This is a genomic window from Pontibacter sp. Tf4 (assembly GCF_014212495.1).
Classification (GTDB): domain Bacteria; phylum Bacteroidota; class Bacteroidia; order Cytophagales; family Hymenobacteraceae; genus Pontibacter.
The window spans coordinates 413,248-429,582 of record NZ_JACKZC010000001.1; the positions used below are offsets into that span (position 1 = coordinate 413,248).

The 16,335-nt window shown below is 49.7% G+C and carries 14 protein-coding genes; 9 read left to right on the forward strand and 5 right to left on the reverse strand.

Going from position 1 to position 16,335, the window contains the following annotated elements:
* Positions 1–4 precede the first annotated feature (4 nt).
* Together H7F15_RS01745 and H7F15_RS01750 are read right to left on the reverse strand one after the other, a co-directional pair.
* Positions 5–1,348 carry an SGNH/GDSL hydrolase family protein gene (locus H7F15_RS01745; protein WP_185195218.1) on the reverse strand — a complete coding sequence of 448 codons (1,344 nt, stop codon included), beginning with the start codon at positions 1,346–1,348 and terminating at the stop codon, positions 5–7.
* A gap of 17 nt (positions 1,349–1,365) precedes the next feature.
* The gene (locus tag H7F15_RS01750) at positions 1,366–2,598 is read right to left on the reverse strand and encodes an OmpP1/FadL family transporter (RefSeq protein ID WP_185195219.1); all 1,233 of its coding nucleotides are present in this window, start codon (positions 2,596–2,598) and stop codon (positions 1,366–1,368) included.
* A 300-nt stretch (positions 2,599–2,898) separates the two neighbouring features.
* Here H7F15_RS01750 and H7F15_RS01755 point away from each other — a divergent pair, with 300 nt between their 5' ends.
* Complete coding sequence (locus tag H7F15_RS01755) at positions 2,899–3,792, forward strand: NAD(P)/FAD-dependent oxidoreductase (protein WP_185195220.1); 894 nt, start codon at positions 2,899–2,901, stop codon at positions 3,790–3,792.
* Between the two features lie 174 nt (positions 3,793–3,966).
* Here H7F15_RS01755 and H7F15_RS01760 read toward each other — a convergent pair whose 3' ends face one another.
* Positions 3,967–4,818, reverse strand: a complete 852-nt coding sequence (locus H7F15_RS01760; protein WP_185195221.1) for a cyanophycinase — start codon at positions 4,816–4,818, stop codon at positions 3,967–3,969.
* 437 nt (positions 4,819–5,255) lie between these two features.
* On the opposite strand from H7F15_RS01760, the gene H7F15_RS01765 reads away from it, so the two are divergent.
* Genes H7F15_RS01765 through H7F15_RS01775 form a run of 3 tightly spaced genes read left to right on the forward strand, consistent with a single transcriptional unit; the run spans position 5,256 to position 5,837 of the window.
* On the forward strand, positions 5,256–5,420 hold the full coding sequence (locus H7F15_RS01765) for a hypothetical protein (protein ID WP_185195222.1): 165 nt from the start codon (positions 5,256–5,258) through the stop codon (positions 5,418–5,420).
* 47 nt (positions 5,421–5,467) lie between these two features.
* Positions 5,468–5,632, forward strand: coding sequence for a hypothetical protein (locus H7F15_RS01770; protein ID WP_185195223.1), 165 nt, complete (start codon positions 5,468–5,470; stop codon positions 5,630–5,632).
* A 7-nt stretch (positions 5,633–5,639) separates the two neighbouring features.
* Positions 5,640–5,837 carry a hypothetical protein gene (locus tag H7F15_RS01775; protein ID WP_185195224.1) on the forward strand — a complete coding sequence of 66 codons (198 nt, stop codon included), beginning with the start codon at positions 5,640–5,642 and terminating at the stop codon, positions 5,835–5,837.
* A 455-nt stretch (positions 5,838–6,292) separates the two neighbouring features.
* On the opposite strand, the gene H7F15_RS01780 is transcribed toward H7F15_RS01775, so the two are convergent.
* Positions 6,293–6,865 carry a hypothetical protein gene (locus H7F15_RS01780; RefSeq protein WP_185195225.1) on the reverse strand — a complete coding sequence of 191 codons (573 nt, stop codon included), beginning with the start codon at positions 6,863–6,865 and terminating at the stop codon, positions 6,293–6,295.
* Positions 6,866–7,076: 211 nt separating this feature from the next.
* Positions 7,077–7,481: an alternative ribosome rescue aminoacyl-tRNA hydrolase ArfB gene (arfB, locus tag H7F15_RS01785; protein ID WP_185195226.1), complete on the reverse strand. Its 405-nt coding sequence runs from the start codon at positions 7,479–7,481 to the stop codon at positions 7,077–7,079.
* Positions 7,482–7,724: 243 nt separating this feature from the next.
* On the opposite strand from arfB, the gene H7F15_RS01790 reads away from it, so the two are divergent.
* From H7F15_RS01790 to dgt, 5 genes are all read left to right on the forward strand, one after another.
* Entirely contained in the window at positions 7,725–9,359 is a 1,635-nt protein-coding gene (locus H7F15_RS01790) for an alpha-amylase family protein (protein ID WP_185195227.1), read from the forward strand.
* 37 nt (positions 9,360–9,396) lie between these two features.
* Positions 9,397–10,476 carry a site-2 protease family protein gene (locus H7F15_RS01795; RefSeq protein ID WP_185195228.1) on the forward strand — a complete coding sequence of 360 codons (1,080 nt, stop codon included), beginning with the start codon at positions 9,397–9,399 and terminating at the stop codon, positions 10,474–10,476.
* Positions 10,477–10,580: 104 nt separating this feature from the next.
* Entirely contained in the window at positions 10,581–12,722 is a 2,142-nt protein-coding gene (locus H7F15_RS01800) for a T9SS type A sorting domain-containing protein (RefSeq protein ID WP_185195229.1), read from the forward strand.
* Between the two features lie 440 nt (positions 12,723–13,162).
* Positions 13,163–14,089, forward strand: coding sequence for a DUF3667 domain-containing protein (locus tag H7F15_RS01805; protein ID WP_185195230.1), 927 nt, complete (start codon positions 13,163–13,165; stop codon positions 14,087–14,089).
* A gap of 25 nt (positions 14,090–14,114) precedes the next feature.
* Complete coding sequence (gene dgt, locus H7F15_RS01810; protein ID WP_185195231.1) at positions 14,115–15,485, forward strand: dGTP triphosphohydrolase; 1,371 nt, start codon at positions 14,115–14,117, stop codon at positions 15,483–15,485.
* Positions 15,486–16,335 lie beyond the last annotated feature (850 nt).

Here is a 16,335-nt window from a genome sequence, read left to right on the forward strand (position 1 = left end):
ATTACTAAGGCAGAGGTATAGCACGGTATTGTGTTTCATCAACTTTTGGTACACTGGCGCCATAGTTCTTGTTGATAACATTGATGAACTCGTTGGCCACGATAGCAGCGCCACGAGGCGTCAGGTGAATGCCATCCAGCGAGAAGATGTTACCGGTAATGAAGCTTGAAGAATAAACTACACCATTTAAAACAAACGGCTTCGCGAAGCGCTCATTAAAGTATTTGTTCACATCAAACACCGGTATTTTGTTAGCAGCTGCTACCTGTGCAATAATGTCATTCAGTACTTTAGTATGATCAGTTACTTCTTTCACTTCATTTACATCCAGCACTTCATTGTCATTCAGTGGGTTTAACGGGTGGAAACCATGAGGAATAGGAGCGGTTCCGTTCGGAGTCTGGATCATGTCCACTCTTCCTAACGCAGACTGTGTAGAAAGCGGGATCAGGTCGCCTGCTGCTATTATTCTGGTAGTTTCACCATCCTTAAAGTAGATGTTCAGGTCCTGGTTGCCGGCCGATGCTCTTACAGCTGCCAGCGTTACTGTTTTAAAGAACGGCACACTTGTTACATCCGGAATGTTAGCGATAACACCTTCTACTTCGCCGCCTTTCGTAAGCGTTGCCACTAAAGCGCCATAGATCTGCTGGAACTGTGCAGCTGGTGTAAGGCCACTGAAAGGGTTGTTAGGATCTGCTACGGCACCGTTAGTTGCATAGGTAAGCACATCGTTGTTTCCTAACCACAGTGTAAAGAAGGTTGGCTGAGACTCACCTACTTTAGTAATATAGTTCTTCTGTCCAACTTCCGCGTCAGTCAGTAAGCGCTCGAAGTGTGGGTTGATACCGCCGTACACAGGTGTGAAGCTTGACAGTACAGACATACCTGGTACACCTAAGTTATTAACAGTGTCTGTGAACTTTGTAAGTCTTGGTCCACCCGGAAGCGGAGCCACATCGGTACGCACAGCCAGGTTGGTAGTAACCGGCGTTAAAATTGGTGATGGGCTTGCACCCGGGTTTGCCGGTGGGTTAAAGCCTGTCAGTTTTAAGTATCCGGTTCCGTTTGCCTGGGCCTCAGTGAAAAGTGGCTGCACAAACGCACCGCCGCCCACAAACGCGAACTGCTGGGCAAGTATAGCCGGGTAAGAGTTTAACTGCCCTTCGCGATATAAACCACGGTCCTGGTAGCCGGCGGTCAGGGAGTTACCTACGGCAACGTACTTTGTAAAATCAAGTTTAGCACCTTTGCTTGGCTCAAAGCCTTCTATTTCAGGGTCGCAGCTTGTAAACAGCACACCGGCAAAAAGGACCAGCGCACTAACTTTATAGATATACTTTTTCATATCAGTTATCGCGTAAATTAAAAGTTATAGTTGAAAGCAACACCCGGAATGTAAGCTATAGACTTAAATGTGCCTGGTACGCCGCCAGAAAGGTTTGCTGCATCTGTTCTCTCTTTCTTATTGATGTAAAGGAAGGAGGCATCTACCCCGAATTTTTCAGAGAAGGCGTAGCCAATACCAACAGACAGACCACGAGAGTCAGCATCAGGTGTTTCCGGAGTTAAATAACCGTCTTCAACTGGTGTTTTGTCTAAGTAAGCACCAGCGCGTAAGGCAAGGGCATCGTTAACTTTATATTCACCACCTAAACGGAAAATGTAAGTGTCTTCGTAGTTGCGGGCATTAACAGAGTTAGGTCTACCGGCAACATCTTTTGTGAAGTCAAAACGCAGTTCTTTGTAAGCGCTCCACTCTACGCGGCTAATGTCCAGTGCTAAGGTTAACTTATTAGTTGGGGTGTAACTGATACCAAGTGTAAGGGTAGCTGGCATTGGCAGCGCAGCAGAGAACTGCGTGCCTGGCTGGAAGTTAGCGCTTGCTGCAGCAGGTACGTTTGTAAAGGTAACGTCTCCTTCTTCAACTTCAAGATCAACCTTAGAGCGGTAGTTCAGACCAAGCGATAGTTTGTCTGTTGCCTGGAAGAAGATACCGGCATTGAAACCGAAAGCAGTATTTGCACCGCCATCCAGTTCTATTTTACCTTCATCGCCGTTCGAGTTTTCTACCGGCAGCGATCGCTGCAGGTTTACGCTACCAAAGGCAACAGTTAAACCGGCACCAATGCCCAATTTATCAGTTAGCTGGTAGCTAAGAGTTGGCTGTACGAAGATAGCCTGTAACGAAAGCTCATTCAGACCAAAACGGCCGTTCCATTCATCGCCCCATCTTACGGTGCTGCCAAATGGTGTATAAGCGCCTATCCCTGCTTTTAATTTATCGGTAATGCCGAACACGCCATATGCATGGAACGGGGTACCGGTTGGGTTATCGGCATTTACTGTGGTGTTTGTCTCCGGTGCCTGGTAGGCAATTTTAGACGTGATAAAGCTGGCCCCGATGGTTACACCGTTGCGCGCCTGTGCCATAGCACCCGGGTTAAAGAATATGCTGGAAGTTCCTGTCTGCAAACCTGTGCCCGTGTGGCCCATCCCTATTTGTCGCTGACTTGCCAGGTTTACCTGATACCCGCCGGCCATGGCTGTGCCTGTGAGCAGGGTGCTACCCAGTAAGGCTAAAATTTTGCTTTTCATAAAGTGCTACTTTTTAATGGTAGAAGTGTTAGTACATCTAAACAAATATAGAAATAATATATATGCTGCCTAATGTGGAGGCATCGATTTTTCAAATATTTTTTACTCTCGGTCGAAAAACCAACTAATATACCTTTTTCCGGATAACAATACCATTTTTTTGTTGCCGAAGTAGCATAACTATAGTTGCTTACAGTGCCGGTCAGGACAATCAGATAAAAAATTAACTCCGTACTACCACCCGGCAGCGGCGGGCTACGTTTACTAACTTTCGAAATAAGAAGTAAACGATACAGCTTTATGTATGATGTTATTATAATTGGCGGTGGCCCGGCCGGCCTGAACGCCGCCATGTTGCTGGGCCGCTCGCGCCGCAAGGTAGTAGTGTTTGACAGTGGAAAGCCCCGCAACCGCTGGGCTGCCAGCATGAACGGTTTCCTGAGCAGCGACGGTATGAGCCCGCTGGAGTTTATAAAAAAGGGAAGAGAAGAGCTGCAGCGCTACAATATAGAGTTACTGGATAAGCTTGTAGTTACGGCAACCTATAGCAAAGGCAGCTTTGTGGTAAACGATGCCGATGGGGCCGTGTACAGATCGAAGAAACTGCTGCTGGCCACCGGACTGAAGGATAAACTGCCTGAAATAGAGGGCATAGAAGCTTTTTACGGTAAAAGCGTGCACCACTGCCAGTACTGCGACGGCTGGGAAAACCGCGACAAGGCCATTGCCGTGTATGGCAAAAACCGCGACGGCATAGGGCAGGCGCTGTCGCTTAAAACCTGGAGCGACCGTGTAACTCTTTATACCGATGGCACCGATAAACTTCGCCGAATAGACAGGGAAAGACTACAGCGCAACGATGTAAAAGTTTGCACCATCCGCATTACCGGGCTGAAAGGCGAAAACGGAATGCTGCAGCAGATCTTGCTGGCTAATGGCGAGGCACACGAGCAGCAGGCCTTGTTCTTTTCATCGGCATCGGTGCAGCAGTGCGACCTGGGTGAGCAGCTGGGGTGCGAGTTTACGAGCAAGGGCATTATTAAAACCCGCCGCCAGCAAAACACGCACATACCCGGCCTGTACGTAGCCGGCGATGCCGACCGCGACATGCAGCTGGTGATAGTAGCCGCTGCCGAAGGTGCCAAAGCCGGTGTAGCCATTAATATAGAGCTGCAGAAAGAAGAATGTAAATAAAGTAGAGAGCAGGGTTTCTCAGGTATGGACCAAACTATAGTTTTATAGTTGCTTCGCCCCTTGCATTAAGGTTTACCGCAGGGGGCGCAAAGGTTTTACGCAAAGAGCGCGACGTACAAAACGCAATGCAGGTGCAGGCTATAGTTGTAGTGCTATAGTTGGGCAGCCTATAGTTTACCTGGCCGGGAGGATGGTACTTTTACCGTTCAGCTCGGCCTGGTAAGCGATAGGCTGGAACAGGTGCTCTTTCAGGCAATAGCGGTAGCCTTCTATCAGCAGGTGCATGACCAGGTTTTCTACAGCAATAGGCTCGTTTTCTTCAGCTTTGCGCACCCGCGAAAATTTTACCTGGCTGGCATCAATTATAGTTACCACACCCGTTCCGAACACTTCTACCAGGTTGCCCTCTTTTATGATGATGCCTGTTTCTTCGCTCAGGCCTATGCCGATGTGGGTTGGGTCGTGGGCCACGGCATGGGCTAGGCGGCCAAAGCGCCCGCGCTCTGCAAAGTGCGTATCGATGTACACATTGTTTATAAAGCCAAAGCCAAACGTGGTTTTCATCTCGCCTTTTATCAGCGAATAATGCCCGTACCCGTCATATATCATTCTGTCGGACATAACGGCAGCACCGGCACTGGTACCGGAAATAATAATGTCTTCCTCGCGGTAGCGGCGGCTCATAATATCCAGCAGTTGGGTGCCCCCCAGAAACTTGGAAAGCCGTAGCTGATCGCCGCCGGTAAAAAAGATAACGTTGGCCTGGGCTATACGCGCTAAGTTTTCAGGGGTATCGGCTTCGTGTTCTTCATCTATGCGCATAAACCGCACATTGCTGCAGCCTAATTCTTCAAATGCTTCCTTATAAGCTTTCCCCGAGTCCACGGCATCGTCGGGTTTGGGGGTGGCAGTGGCAATAACTTCTATATGAGAGTGGATATCGCAGATCTCTGAGCGGATAAGTTTTATCAGGCCATCGTCGTCGCCGCCGCCAAGAGCTATCAGTTTTCCTTTTACCGGTTTCATAGGGTGAGTTTACAGCGTAAGATGTATGTTATACTTCTTTTACCGGCGCTTTGTTGAGGGCGCAGCCATACTTTACCCTATAGTAAACAGCCCTGTTGCAAACCCTAAAGCCGGGCTGCGCCTATAGTTTAAAGGGGCAGAAACTATAAAAGCCGCTCATTCTCAGGTGGTACAGCTGTACGGGTTCCGTGCACCTGTTCGCTTCTGAACAATAAACTGTACGCCGCCGGACACTATTAAACTACAATATATGGATGGTTTGTTTGTAAATAACTGTAAATCAATAATTTATTCTGTTTGGCACGCAAAGTGTAATACGTCAATCAGAAATAAAAAAAATTATAGAGTGCCAAGCAACCTTTTGAGTATGAGCACCATCTATTAGTTACAAGATCAAAAAAAGAACCAAGTTTATAACCACCTAACTACCTAAAATTATGAAAATCATCGCACTTCTAATCGTCATGCTACTGGGCTTCGGAGCCATCTGCAAAAAAACACTGTCAGATAACAAAGAGATCGTTTACCAGCACGAGCTTAACCAGTACAAATCTTACCCTAACCTGTTGCCTGTTGTTGAAGTTGTAGCCCCAAGAGGCTAATGCTAACCCTGTGAATTAAAAGTCTTAAACTATAAAATCCGAAAACTATGAAAATTATTGTTCTGCTTTTAGCCTTCGCTTTTGCTTCTGCATTTGCCTTTAAAAAGGCCGCCGATGATGTAAGAAATATTGCTGCCCAACAGGAACTGAAACAGCTGGAAAAGTACCCTAACCTGCTACCTGTAGTAGATGTAGTGGCCACCCGTACCTAACCAGCCCATGGCCTGCCGCACAGACCACACCCATACCACCACAACTATGAAAACCGTACTGCTTTTGATTGCCCTGCTGATATGCCTTTACCTGGCCCTGGATAAGGTACGGCAGACCCGAAACCTGATTACGCACACCACCTACCCCGAAATGCTGGTTAGCCCTGGCCAGCAGCAACCAGGTGCCGCCGCTATGTTAGTATAAGTTGCCAGCCGGACCGGCACTACTCTGCGCACTCTTCAGAAAAAAAATTCACCCTTAAAACTGACCCCATGTTACAAAAGCAGGCTTTCGGCCTGCTTTTTTGTTTCGTAATGTGGCTCGGTTGGCTGTATTGCGGCTTTTCAGGTTTTAATGCGCTCAAAAAGTGATGTTACAACAGGGCATCCGATTACCTTTTACGGTAACTATAAAGTGCCTAATTTTACTATGCAGAATGAGGTCTAAGGTGTGAAAGTGAAAACTCAGTTCTGCAAACGGGACACGTAAACTATAAACCCCGTTACCAACTATAGTGCGGTTAACAGTAGCCAACAGCAGACTTACCCCTGTTTTAGCTGGCGGCTGCAAACAAAACCAACAAAGAAGACAAACTGCCGCATATGTTTACGTGTACCACAAAAGGCCCGGTTCCCCCCGGGCCTTTTGCTTGTTACAGCTTACTGGTTGCCGCCTTTCAGGATATCCCACACAGACGGGCCTTTGTCGCTGTCTTTATCTTTCTTCTTCTTTTTGTTGTCGTCGTCTTTGTTGCCAAACGGCCAGATGGATTTCTTCTTTTTCTTTTCCTTTACCAGCACATACCGCACCGATACCCCCGACGATAGGCCCACCCAGTCTTCGTGGTTAAGGTGGAAGGCCGGCTTTATGTCTGCGGAAAGCAGGAAAGGCAGCCCGTTTACTTTGTACTCCAGCCCCAGGATGGCATCGGCTCCGGTAAAAACACCTTTGTCTTTTAAATTGCCCAGGTGTGCGCCGGCGCCAATGTAGTAGTTAAAGCGTTCGCCCAGCAATGGGAAATGCCACTCGTACAGGGCCGTGCCGCTGTATTCGCGCTCGCCCAGCGCGCCTATTACTTCTAACGTGCCGCGCTCATGCAGTTTTTGTTGTAACGATAAGCCAATTTTGTCGCTCTCGAATCGTGGGCCAAGCGCCGTGCGGTACTTCTGGGCGGTAGCATCCAGGGCAAGGAATGTAAGCAGTAGCAGGAAACAAAAAGATCTTAAGTTCATAAGGCATGTGGTATTACGTTACAAGCGGCCGGTGCAAAAACCTTTCCGGTAAATGCTCGCAAACTATAGTTCAGGCGCTTTTGTGTAATATCATTTGTTTAATGAAAGAGTAAAGTAGTTAAGTTATATGCCTGCCCTGCAGCTATAGTTGCTACACCTATCTGGTTGCTGATTGTAAACTATAGTTCAGGGATAAGCGCAATGCGCTTGGTCAGGAGGTAAACCGGCGGTCGGCTTTTTTCTGGGCCTGCCGCTTTTTGCTTTCCAGGCGCTGTTTTACCGATGCCCGTGTAGGTTTGGTGGCTTTGCGTTTTTTACGTGGAGTAAGGGCCTGGCGCAACAGTTCGTGAAAGCGGCTGATGCACAGGTTTTTGTTCTGCAGCTGGCTCCGCTCGGTCTGGCACACTACCTGCAGGTACCCATCGCTGTTGATGCGTGCCGCCAGCTTTTCCTGCACTATAGCTTTCTCATCCTCAGTAAGTAGTTCTGAATCCTGTACATGAAAACGCAGCTCTACCTTGGTTGCCACTTTGTTCACGTTCTGGCCCCCTGCACCACCGCTCCGCGATGCCTGAAACTGCAGTTCCTTCTCAAAGTCCCGTTCTGTAATATCCATCTATAGTTGTGTTAGCTGTAGTTTACGTTGCCTATACCATACGCACGAACCATCCTTTAAAGTATAGCCGTAGTACAAAGTACTTAATTAAAATCTGCTTTAACGAGTATGGCTTTGAGCCGGTGCGGTGCGCCAACTATAAACTATAGTTAAAAACTGAAAGCCGGCTATAGTTGGTAGCTCCGTAACCACACCGGAAACCTGGCGGCCTGCCCCGAAAACAGGCTGCCTGAGGAAAAACTGATGAAAGAAAAAGACTTTTGGTATAAGCGGGCAGTGGTATATGCCCTGGATGTGGAAACATTTCAGGACTCTGACAACGATGGCATCGGCGACTTTCAGGGCCTGACCAGCCGGCTGGATTACCTGGCCACACTGGGCATTACCTGCATCTGGCTGCTGCCTTTTTACCCCACGCCCAACCGCGACAACGGCTACGATGTGATGGATTACTATAACATAGATCCGCGCCTCGGCGACCTGGGCGATTTTGCCATTTTTATAAAAGAAGCCAACGAGCGTGGCATGCGGGTAATCGTGGACCTGGTAGTGAACCATACCTCCGACCAGCACCCGTGGTTCCAGGAGGCAAGGCGCAACCCCGACTCCAAATACCGCAACTACTATACCTGGGTAAAAGAAGAACCCAAAGAGCAACTCGGGAAGCCTGCCTTTGCCGACAAGCAGGACGGCATCTGGAACTGGGACGAAGAAGCACAACTATATTACCTGCACCGCTTTTACGAACACCAGCCCGACCTGAACATTGCCAACCCCGACGTGCGCGAAGAGATTCACCGAATCATGCGGTTCTGGCTGATGCTCGGCGTGGCGGGTTTCAGGGTGGATGCCGCGCATATACTGGTGCAGAGCGACAGCGAAAAAGATAAGAACGAGTTTTATGATTTGCTGGAAGACATGCGGGAGTTCATAAATATGCACAGCCAGGATGCCGTGCTGCTGGCCGAAGCCTCGGGGCCGCCGCATGTGGTGGGTTCCTTTTTTAAAGGGCAGGAGCGCATGCACATGATGTTCAATTTTTTACTCAACCAGCATATTTTTCTGGCGCTGGCCCGCAAAGAGGGCGCCCCGATAGCCAAAGGGCTGCGCATGCTTCCCGGCAAGGCCTATTCCTCGCAGTGGCTCAACTTTCTGCGCCACCACGACGAGCTGAACATCGAAGACCTGGAACTGTCGGAGCAGGAAGATATTTTTAACGCGTTTGCTCCCGACGAAGACATGAGGATATTCGGGCGGGGCATCAGGCGCCGGCTGCCGCCCATACTGGGCAACAACCGCGCGCGGCTTGAGCTAAGCTATAGTTTGCTTTTTACCATGCCCGGCACGCCCATGATACAATATGGCTCCGAAATAGGCATGGGCGACGACCTGAGCCTGCCCGGCCGCAGCAGTGTGCGCACTGCCATGCAATGGGCCAACACTGTAAATGGCGGCTTTTCCGATACCGAAGGCGAACTCATCCGGCCTGTCATCAGCAAAGGGAAATACAGCTATAAAAAACTGAACGTAACCGACCAGCTCTGCGACCCCGGCTCGTTCCTGAACTGGATGGAGCGGCTTATCCGGGTAAGGCGGCAGTTTCCCGAACTGGGCAGCGGCGAAGTTACTATAGTAGATACCGGCAACCGGAAAGTATTTGCACACCGCTGTTACCAGAAATTTACGTTATATGTAGTACATAACCTGAGCAGCAAAGAGCAAGCCGTGCAGATACCGGAACTACAGGAAGCAGGGCCCGACCTGACAGAAGTTTTCAGTAACCGGAAGTACGATGCTCCCCAAAGTGGCGAAGTAACGATAGGCCCGTATGGGTACAGGTGGTTCAGGGTGCGGACATCGGTGGCCGGAAGCAGTTAGCAGGCGTACAACAAAAAAGTAACAGGCTATAGTTGATATGAAATGGTCGCTTACATTGGGTAGGGTTGCCGGCATCAGAATACTGGTGCACTGGACCTTTGTGCTGCTGCTGGGTTGGGTGGCATTTACAGAATCGCAGCGCGACAGCGACCTGGGCACCATACTGCTGGCTGTGGCCTTTGTGCTGGCTGTGTTTGCCTGTGTGGTACTGCACGAGCTGGGGCATGCCCTTACTGCCAGGCAATACGGCATTAAAACCCGCATAATCACGCTGCTGCCTATTGGCGGTGTGGCCAGTTTGGAGCGCATCCCCGAAAAACCGAAACAGGAACTGCTGGTAGCCCTGGCCGGCCCCGCCGTAAATGTTGTGATCGCGCTGATCCTATGGCTGGTGCTGCCCGGCCTGGGCACCATGCCTGGCGAGGAATTCTTTAGCAGGATAACGCCTGCCAATTTTTTATACCTGCTGCTGTTCGTAAACCTGATGCTGGTGTTCTTTAATGCCATTCCGGCCTTCCCGATGGATGGCGGGCGGGTGTTGCGGGCGCTGCTGGCGTTTAAGCTGGGCCGTGTGCGCGCCACCCAGATCGCGGCCAACCTGGGGCAGTTGCTGGCCATCTTTTTTGTTTTCTATGGTTTCTTTGTCAATCCTTTTCTTATCCTGATCGGGCTGTTCGTGTTTTTCGGGGCGCATACCGAGAACATGGTTGTGCAGCACCTCGATTTTTTGCGGGGCCACAGCGTGCGCGAAGGCATGATGACCAATTACGTAACCCTGCTCCCCACCGAAACCGTGCGCGATGCGCTGAACAAACTGCTGATGGGCTCGGAGCACGATTTTATAGTTGCCCAGGGCGGCACAGTGGCCGGCATCCTGACGCGCGGGCAACTGATGCAGGCCCTGAAAGAAAACCAGACAGAAGCGCCGGTCAGCAACATCATGAATACAGAATTTACTACATTTGATGTAAAGGGCAAGCTGGCAAATGCTTATACGGAGCTGCAGAAATCGCGCGCGCCGCTGTGCCCGGTGTTGGAAAACGGCCGTCTGGCCGGTGTGATCAATACAGATAACATCAATGAGTTTATCATGATAAAATCTGCCATGATGCATTAGTGCCGTATAGTTTATACTCTCCGGATGATTTTTGCGTAAAAGCAGTGTCGCTGCTGAACTCACGGCATCACTGCACCTGTACTAACGACACAAACAAGCGCTCTATGAACCAACTCTACTCGGGGTACTGCTCTCTTTTTACCCTTACCCGCGCCAGGTTATGGCTGCTGTTATTTGTAAATATATGGCTGGTGCAGTACGCGCTGGCCGGTACTGGCCGGCACATGTTGCCGCTGCCGCTGGAGCAGCGCCTGCAGGCATCCGACCTGGTGGTGGAAGGCGAAGTGATCTCGAAAAGATCGTTCTGGGATGAGCGCCACGAAAACATCTACACCTCCAACATCCTGAAAGTATACAAGGTATTTAAAGGCAGCGGGCAGCCGGAGCAGCTCGAGATCATAACCGAAGGCGGCACCGTAGGCCTGGAGAAGCATGTTTACTCGGTAGGCCTGAAACTGAAAACCGGCGAGCAGGGCATGTTTTTCCTGAAACAGCAGCAACGGAGACCGGTAACACCAAAGCAGGTAACGCTCAGCACACGCCCTTATGGCAGCGAGCAAGGGTTTATAAAATATGATATCCGCACTAAAACCGCCACCGGCGTTTTCGAGACCTACAACACGATAGAACAGGTATACCAGGCCCTGACCAGCCGCACCAATACAAACTATAGAACTATAGCTGTAAACAGGGAGCTGCAACAAGCCCGGCGCAACGCGGATGCCCAAAGCCCCATGGCGCCGGTTATTGCTGACTTTTCGCCGAAAACGATAAGCGGCGGTACCAAGTCTGTGCTGACTATAACCGGTACAGGTTTTGGCGTTACCCGTGGCTCGGGTGCCGTATTTTTCCGGGATGCCGATGATGGCGGTACCAGCTTTACCGAAGCCCCGGAAGACGCCTATCTTTCCTGGACCAATACGCAGATAAGGATGTATGTGCCCTCTACCGGCGCCGATGGCGGAACAGCCGGCACCGGCGAGATAAAAGTTACAGCCAGCGATGGCCTCAGCGCTACCTCGGTAGCCAAGATCACGATCCCTTACTCGTATACCAACCTGTATGAGGAAGACGACGACAACCCGGACGACAACATACCGGGCGTTTTTAAAACCGGCCAGCCTACGCTTATAAACGTGGACGGGCAGGGCGGTTATACCATCCGGTTCGGGCCAAGCATGCAGAATAACCCCGAGGCACAGAAAGGTTTCAGAAGAGCTATGAACAGCTGGATATGCGCCACCGGCGTGAACTGGAAAATAGGAGCCCCTACCACCAAAGCCAAGCCAGCCTCCGACGATGAGATAACGATCGTATTCGGTCCGGAGTCGGATGTGGGTGAAAATGTGCTGGCCCGCACGCTTAGCCGTTACCGCGGTTGCAAGGTGCTCTCTACAGGTGAGATCAGCTGGTGGCTGTCGGAGTTCGATATGGAGATAAATAACAGCGTTACCTGGCAATACGGCCCTGGGCCACCCGCAGGCAACCAGTTCGATTTTGAGACTGTGATGCTGCACGAGTTGGGGCATGCGCACCAGTTAAGCCACGTAATTCTGCCAAATGTTGCCGTAATGCACTATGCCCTCGAGAATGAGAAGTTCTACAGGTTGCTGAGCTCCGCTGATATTGAAGGTGGTAATTTTGTGATGAGCCGTAGCCTGCAGCCTAACATCTGTAACAGGCCGCTGATTGTGCTGAAAGAGGACAGAGCCTGCGAAATAACTGTGCTTGAGGGAGAGTTTACCCCGGAAGCCAATGTGCTACTGACCTGGGAAACCTCATCTGAAGCAGATATAAGCCGGTATGTAATTGAGCGCAGCGCCGACGGCAGAAACTTTGAGGACATAGGAACAGTGCCTGCTTCGGCGGCTAACACTTTTACAGATACCGATCCTCTGCCGGGCACATCCTACTACAGGTTGCGGGTGGTTTACAAAAATGGCGAAGAAAAATACTCCGACGACGTCCTAATCATAGATCCATCGCTGCTGTATGTGTTTGAGGTGGGGCCTAACCCGGTAGGGGCCGACAATAAATTTATGATCACGTTCTTAGTGGACCGGGATACGCCTGCGCAACTATACCTGTACGATACCAGCGGCAGGATCGTGCGCAGCCTGGAGGTTGTGTTTACAGATGTCAATCTTCCGTTGGAGTTCGATCTTTCGGGCGTGTCTTCGGGGCTTTATATTCTGCGGTGGCAGACAAATGCCGGTAGTGGTACCACCCGTATTGTAAAACTATAGTTTACCGGGTAGAACGGGATAAAACAAAGCGGGCGCTACCAGCAAAAGCCGATATGCGCCCGCATCACAAACTCTAACACTTTATGGTTTTTGAGGATCTCTAACACGGTGGTTCTGAGCCACTACGTAAAATTTTAGAGTTGTCGTCTGGTTTATAGCCTGGAAAGGATCGTAAAGTTTAAAGCAAATAACGGATGAATTAACAAGGCGCGCAAGGTAATCGGATGGGTGTTTGTAACATCAGATTCTGAGCCCTTGTTTTAGCGAAAACCGCCCTGCTGGCCTCTAATGGCAGAAAACAGCCAGAAAAAATGACCACTTTTTTGCTGTTTGTAACATTTGGTGCTAAAAAAACTTTTAGGTGTAGTATTGCTCTTTAGCTGTAGCGAGTTATAACTTACATAGTTATCTTTGAATATATAACCGCTACGCCCTGCCTTATGGCCAAAAAACGACGCAAATTTACCCAATGCCCCAACTGTGGCTATAGTTTTGAAGAGGTAAACAACTATTGCCCCAACTGCGGCCAGGAAAACCACGACCTGAATGTGCCGGTAAAGCACCTGATAGCGGAATTCTTTGAAGGAACCATCCACTTTGATACCAAAATCTGGAAGACCCTTAAACTGCTGCTCCTGAAGCCGGGCCTGCTTACCGAGAAATTTAACATCGGGCAACGTGCATCCTATGTTCCGCCATTCCGGCTATACGTTTTCATCAGTATTATTTTCTTTTTCCTGCTCGCTCTCAACCACAATGTAGTTAACATTGGCAGCACCAGGAAATTATCCGGCGACCAGGAACAGCAGCTTAAAGAAGGCCTGCAGGAAGTAGAGCAGGTAGCGCCCGGTATTGTAAAAGCAGATTTCCCCACCGACTCAACCGGCAGTGACAGCACAGCCTATAGTGCCAACCTAAGCTTCGGCGACTCCGAGACAGCCGTTTTTATGGAGAAGAAAGCAGAGCAGTTTTTCAGCAGTGGCGAAACGGCCCGCGCCAAACTCCTGAAAAACACTTCCCTGATGATGTTTCTGCTGATGCCGTTTTTCGGGTACCTGCTCTACCTGTTTTACTACAGGCAACGCCGCAACTATGTAGAGCACCTCATGTTCTCTATACACCTGCATTCGTTCTGGTTTATTCTGCTTAGCGTTATCATGCTCCTTAACATGGCATTTCCGGATGTGTCGCTGATGGGCTGGGGCTTTTTGGTGATGACAATTTACCTGTACCTGGCTATGCTGCGGGTATACAAGCGGCCTTATATCAAAACGCTGTTAAAACTGATACCGGTGGTGTTTATTTACCTGGTTAGCCTGATGGTGTTTTTTGTGGGTACCGTAGTGGTAAGCGCCCTGCTGTCTTAATTTTCTATCGTTCGATTTTACTTTTATGCAACATACTACAACCTGGGACCAGCTGATCTCAAAAAAGCGTTTCGAGAGTACCGATAAAAAGTATGCCTCCGATGAGTCGGTGCGGGGCGAGTTTCAGCGCGACTACGACCGTATTGTGTTCTCATCGGCGTTCCGGCGGCTGCAGAACAAGACCCAGGTAATGCCCATGCCCGAAAGCGATTTTGTACACACACGTCTTACCCATAGTTTGGAGGCATCGGTGGTGGGCCGTAGTTTGGGGCGTATAGTTGGCAAAAGTATACTGGAACGCAACCCGCAGTTAACAAAAGAAAAACACATACAGGAAGCTGATTTCGGGGATATAGTGGCGGCTGCCTGCCTGGCGCATGATATTGGCAACCCGCCCTTCGGCCATTCCGGCGAAGATGCCATTTCCTCGTACTTTGGGAGCGAGGCCGCGCAGCCTTTTATGCAGCACCTGAACGAGGCACAGCGCAAAGACCTGCTGAGCTTTGAAGGCAATGCCGCCGGTTTCCGGGTACTGACCTATACCTATCCGGCACACTGCAACTTGTCGGGTGGCCTGAGCCTGACCTACACCACGCTGGCCACGTTCACCAAGTACCCCAAAGAATCGTTGCCTGTAATTGCTAAAACCAAAAATACCAGCGAGAAGAAATACGGCTTTTTCCAGACCGAGAAAGACTGGTTTAATACCATAGCGCAGGAGTTAGGGCTGCTTAAAAAAGGAGATGACGGTACAGTTTTTTATCACCGCCACCCGCTCGCGTTTTTGGTTGAGGCCGCCGACGACATCTGTTACCGCATCATCGATTTTGAAGACGGCCTGAAACTGGGGCTGGTCGATAACGACAAAGGCATCGGGCTGCTGAAACAAATCCTGAACGACGATCCGAACCGGGTATCAACTATAAAATTTTACGACTGGCGCGAAGAGATCGGTTATTTGCGGGCCCGTATTATTAATAAGCTGATAGAGGAATGTGCCGCTGTTTTTCTGGAGCATGAGCCTGAAATACTGGCCGGCACTTTTGATACACCACTTATTAATTTACTGGATTGCAAAGCTGTGCTGGACGAGATCAAGATGCTTTCGATAGAAAAGATTTACCGTAACCGGCCGGTGCTGGAGATTGAAGCCGCTGGTTTTGAAGTATTAGGTGGTTTGCTGGATGCCTGCATGAAAGCCGTATTTTTGCCAGAGTCGAAGCGCCACCGCAAACTCGCCGACCTGATTCCGGAGCATTACATCAACTTGCCGGAAAACACCTCCGATTACGAGCGCATCATCCACATCACCGACTTCGTCACCAGCCTAACCGACCAGGCCGCCATTAACCTGTACCGGAAGATTAAGGGGATCGAGCTGCCGCGGATGTATTAGGGCGTGTGAAAGGTTAGTAAGGTTTACTTCATCCTATTCTAAAAACAGGAGGGGAGTTTTGTCAGAATCTTTAAATAGGGCCCCTACCCCAAGGATTTATTGGATTAAAGGATTTTCAGGATTTGGGCTTTGGCTATAGTTGAACTTATAGTTTTATAGTTACTGTTGGTCAAACCACCCCTACCCCTCCTTATCCAAGGAGGGGAGCTTATCCAGCCTCTACCAGTTCATGATTTATAGTTCTATTAGTTCTATAGTTGGAGTGTTAACACCCCTGTAGTCCCCTCAAGGGGACAGTTTCCGTCTTTGCAATAGTTTAAACTATAGCTCTATAGTTACAAACCGCGAGCAGGCAGGCGCAGACTGCCCCAAGGAACTACAACCACGAGAAAAACGATCTGCCTTAACCAAGAGCAAGGCACTGAAACTATAGCAATAGGTTAGCTATCGAGCTTGATATCAGTCTTTGGGTTGAGCGCCTTGGCAGGTTCCGGTGCCGATAGGCAGCGCGACGTTAGGAGCGCAGGAAGCTGGCACCGCGCGATGCCCGAAGACGGGGCCTCCCGGCCTCAGAGGGAGCCAAACAAACTATAAAACTATAGGTAAGTAAAGCTCCCAGGATTAGAGAAAACTATAGAACAACGGCTTGTTTCCAGCAGTAGGCAAAGCAGACTATAGAACTATAGCATATCGAACTATAGGACACATAAGATGTCTCGGCTATGCTCGACATGACAATATTCGCTATGGATGGCAGAGAAGCAACTATAGGCTGAGATAGATTTCTCACTTTGTTCGAAATGACAAAAGTGTGGGGATGAACTCTAAGACATATAAGATATCTCACAGC